At 68.2% G+C, this 4,147-nt stretch carries 6 protein-coding genes; 3 read left to right on the forward strand and 3 right to left on the reverse strand.

Annotated elements, in window-relative coordinates:
* On the forward strand, positions 1–265 hold a 265-nt coding region (locus tag VFA08_02290), incomplete at its 5' end, for a hypothetical protein (protein HYZ12418.1).
* A 4-nt stretch (positions 266–269) separates the two neighbouring features.
* On the opposite strand, the gene VFA08_02295 is transcribed toward VFA08_02290, so the two are convergent.
* The 3 genes from VFA08_02295 to VFA08_02305 are packed head-to-tail and all read right to left on the reverse strand — an operon-like array spanning position 270 to position 2,917.
* On the reverse strand, positions 270–1,028 hold the full coding sequence (locus VFA08_02295; GenBank protein ID HYZ12419.1) for a formyltransferase family protein: 759 nt from the start codon (positions 1,026–1,028) through the stop codon (positions 270–272).
* On the reverse strand, positions 998–1,915 hold the full coding sequence (locus tag VFA08_02300; protein ID HYZ12420.1) for a polysaccharide deacetylase family protein: 918 nt from the start codon (positions 1,913–1,915) through the stop codon (positions 998–1,000). Before VFA08_02300 ends, VFA08_02295 begins: the two co-directional genes overlap by 31 nt.
* A gap of 33 nt (positions 1,916–1,948) precedes the next feature.
* A complete protein-coding gene (locus VFA08_02305; GenBank protein ID HYZ12421.1) occupies positions 1,949–2,917 on the reverse strand; it encodes an SDR family oxidoreductase in 969 nt (322 codons plus the stop codon).
* A gap of 155 nt (positions 2,918–3,072) precedes the next feature.
* Between VFA08_02305 and recR the strand changes: the two genes are divergently transcribed.
* Positions 3,073–3,663 (forward strand): recombination mediator RecR, encoded by a 591-nt coding sequence (gene recR / locus VFA08_02310; GenBank protein ID HYZ12422.1) that lies wholly within the window; start codon positions 3,073–3,075, stop codon positions 3,661–3,663.
* 82 nt (positions 3,664–3,745) lie between these two features.
* Positions 3,746–4,147 (forward strand): aspartate kinase (locus VFA08_02315; GenBank protein HYZ12423.1); only part of this gene is annotated, 402 nt, incomplete at its 3' end.

Consider the following 4,147-nt stretch of genomic DNA (forward strand, 5'->3'; position numbering starts at 1 on the left):
GGACGTCCACTGGACGTTCGTCTGGCCCGCCGTCGCCGGCGCCGACTACTACAACATCAGGTTCTCTCGTGCGGGCCGGACGATCCTCGAGGCATGGCCTCGCCGACCTCGCCTCGTCGTGCCCGAGCGCGGCGTCTCGCGCGGCCGCGTGTTCCGGTTCACCCCCGGCCGGTATCGATGGGTTGTTCGTCCGGGGTTCGGCCCACGCAGTCGACGCGACTACGGCCGCGCCGTCGTCTTGAGCACGTGGACGCTCGCGCGGTGACGGCTTACCAGAGCCGGCGCCCGGCCGCCCGGAAGCGGCCGACCGCCGCACGGTCCGGCCACGAGTAGTACGAGCCCCTGGTCAGATCCATCGGCTCCCGCTCGGGGATCCCGCGCTCGACGTCGTCGAGGACCTCGAGGAGCAGCTCTGCCGCGACTGCCTTCGACTTCCTGAGGAACGCGTCGAGCGTCTCGTCCGGGGAGATCTCGAACGTTCGCTGGCCGCAGAGCTCACCGGCGTCGATGTCCTCGTTCACGAAGAAGATCGAGACGCCCGCGCGCCGCTCGCCGTTCGCGAGCATCCAGAAGCTCGGCATCACACCGCGGTACTCCGGGAGGATCGCGCCGTGGATGTTCAGACAACCGCGTGGCGGCAGCTCGATCAGCGGCTTCCGGAAGATCTGCGGGCAACTCACGGACACGATCAGGTCGGTGTCGAGCTCGCGCAGGTGGTCGAGGAACGACGGGTCGTTGACGTCGTCGACCGGCTCGCACGGCACACCGTGGAGCTCGCACACGCTTGCGATCGAGCGTCGCGCGAGCTTCGCGCGCACTGTCCGTGAGGCGAGTGCGACCGTCGCGCCCGCACCGAACGTGCGGTAGTACCGCCACGCCGCGGCCCGCGGAGTCTGGTTCTTGTAGAGCGGCGGGACGACGCAGACGGCAGCCGTGTCCGACCGAGCGGACAGAACCCGCTCGAAGAACGACGGCAGGTATAGCGGGTCGTCGGTGGTCAGGTAGACGACGTTGATGGCAGCCCCCACGCCGTCAGGACGTCGGTGAACCGACCGAACCCCGGTTGCGCCAGCAGCTCGCGAACCCGTCTCGTGAAGAAGCGCCTGCCGAGTCCCTGCGAAAGCCGCAACCGCCGGCTGACCGTCGGATAGTCGCGCAGCTCGCGCCGGTTGAACTCGTATGGGTGGCAATAGATGACCGCCGGCCGCTCGCCGCCGATCGCGCGAATGCCGCCTTCGATCAGGCGACGCGGAAGCACGCGGAAGTAGCCGCCGCCTGCGACGGGAAACCGCAGCCAGCCACGGGCCCAGATCGCGACGGGGACCTCGAGGATCCGCGCTCCCCCGGCACTGACCACGTGGTGCGGCTCGAGCGGCCAGTTCGCGATCCCGTAGTTGCGTGCGCGCATGGGGAAGATCGACGAGTCGACCTCGAAGCCGACGTCGGCGAGCGTCTCGAGCGCCCATAGGTTGCTCGAGACGATCGAGAAGTCCTGGGCGCGGAACGCCGTTACCGCCGTTCCGGACGCGTCCTCGACGGTGCCCTTCGCGCGCTCGAGCTCGTCCCGGAGCTCGCTCGCGTTCATCGCGTGAAGCGGCCGGTGGCTGTACCCGTGCGACTGGACCTCGTGTCCGTCGGCGACCAGCGACGCGATCAGGGCTGGAAACGTCTCGGCGACCCTTCCCTGGACGAAGAATGTCCCCTTGATCTCCCGCTCGTCGAGGACTTCCAGGATTCGATCGACATTGCGAATGACGCGGTCGGTGATCGGCGCATCGAAATCGATGCACGACTGGTACCAGTCTTCGACGTCGACGGTGAACGCATTGCGTGGAAGCGCCGGGTCGGCGGGCGGAGCGAGCGAAACGGGTTCGATTCGGGCGGCGGCAGGTGGCGACATCGTTTCGGAGATCACGACGGTTCGTCGCCGGAAAATCCGATCGGCGACTCAGTTTCGATAGGCGGGCGCGAATGGGTCGGAGACGAGACCGCTCGCGAGAAGTCGCACGACTTCGTCGATTCCGTCGGAGACGGAGCGCTCTGCGGCAAAACGAAAACGCTTGGCGAATTTCTCGAAGCTGACTCGATAGTCGCGCGGATCCTCGTCGCGGTGCACGAACTCGACATTCCCCTTGGGAAAGCGCTCCTGCAGGAGGTTGACGATGTCGATCTTGCGGTAGTTCTCATTGGTGTCGCCGACGTTGAACACCTCGCCGGCGAGCTCTTCGGAGGGAGCCTCGAGAACATCGGCGATCGCGCGAGCCGCGTCCCGAACGTGAACGTACGGCCGCCAGAACTGCTCGCCGAAGACCACGAGCTCGTCGCGCACGGCGAGATCGCGGGTGAACTCGTTGACCGTCAGGTCGAACCGCATCCGCGGCGAGGTTCCGAAGACCGTTGCGAAGCGGAGACAGGTCGGTGTCAGCTCGCGGTCCGGAGACAGCACCTCGTGCTCGGCTGCAACCTTCGTCTCCGCGTAGAGCGAAACGGGCGCGAGGTCGAACGTCTCGTCGGCGTACCCGCCGTTGGACATCCGTCCGTAGTTGCTGCACGTCGACGCAAAGATGAACCGCTCGACACCGGCGCGTTCCGCGTCGTCGAGCAACGCGCGGGTCGCCTCGAGATTCACCTCCCGCGCGACGTCGGGTTCCCTGGCGCAGGCGGGGTCCCCGACGATCGCAGCGAGATGCACGATCGCATCGACGCCCTCGACTGCATTCGCTCGTGCCGTCGAATCGCGCACGTCGGCATGGAGGAATTCGAAGCGTGGATTGCCCCACGAATGGAGCAGTGACGGAATGCTTCCATGGAGGAGTGCGTCGAGGACACGCACGCGATAGCCGCGCGCCAAGAGCTCCGCGACGACCATCGAGCCGACGTACCCGGCGCCGCCAGTAACGAGAACCGGTTGCCGCATGATTTGGCAGAATCTTATCGCGAATCGCGGTGCTTTTGTTGCGTTTTACGTCGATTTTTTGAGGTTTCGGTTACCGATCGCCCGCGCGGCCGCGACGGTCGCCTCACCGGGCGTGCGGCGACCTGTCCCGCAGGTACTACCGGCACAATGACGGGGTGCTCAGCCCGGCAATCGACAACCTCGTCGCGCAGCTGACGCGCCTCCCGGGCGTCGGGACGCGCACGGCGCATCGCCTAGCGTTCCACCTCCTCCGCACGCCCACGGACGAAGCGCTCGCGCTCGCCGGCGCGCTGCAGGAGGCGAAGGAACGCGTGCGCTTCTGCAACGAGTGCGGGAACTGGACCGAGGAGGAGACGTGCGAGATCTGCCGCGACGGGCGCCGTGACCGGGCCGTGATCTGCGTCGTCGAGCAGCCGGCCGACGTGATGTCCCTCGAGCGGACGCACGAGTATCGCGGCCTCTACCACGTCCTCGGCGGCGCGCTCTCGCCGCTCGACGGGATCGACCCGGGCGACCTGCGGATCGACGAGCTCTTCCGGCGGGTGGAGTCCGACGGCGTCGCGGAGGTCGTCCTGGCGACGAACCCGAACACGACAGGCGAGGCGACGGCGTCGTTCATCGCCGATCGCCTGCGCGGCCGGGTGCGCGTGACGCGCCTCGCGAGCGGGCTCCCCGTCGGCGGCGACCTCGAGTACGCGGACGAGGTCACCCTCGGGCGGGCGCTGTCGGGCCGCCGCGAGGTCTAGCCTAGGATCGATGGCGACGACGCAGTACGAGGGCGTGCCCGCGCTCGCCGGCGAGGCGCCCGGCCCGTCCGGCACGGTCGTCATGAAGTTCGGCGGCACGTCGGTCGCCGACACGGAGCGGATCAAGGTCGTCGCGCGCCGCATGGTCGCCGCCCGCGAGGCGGGAAACCGCGTCGTCGCGGTCCTCTCCGCGATGGGCGACACGACCGACGAGCTCCTCCGCCTGGCCCACGAGGTCTCCCCCACGCCGGTACCGCGCGAGGTGGACATGCTGATCTCGGTGGGCGAGCGCGTCTCGTGCGCGCTCGCGGCGATGGCGATCCACGATCTCGGCCACGAGGCCATCTCGCTGACGGGCTCGCAGGCCGGGATCGTCACGGACACCGTCCACGGGCGCGCGAAGATCGTCGACGTCCGCGCCCGTCGCATCCACGAGGCGCTCGACCAGGATCGCATCGTCCTCGTCGCCGGCTTCCAGGGCGTC

This window comes from Actinomycetota bacterium (assembly GCA_035640355.1).
Taxonomy (GTDB): Bacteria; Actinomycetota; UBA4738; order UBA4738; family HRBIN12; genus CALGFI01.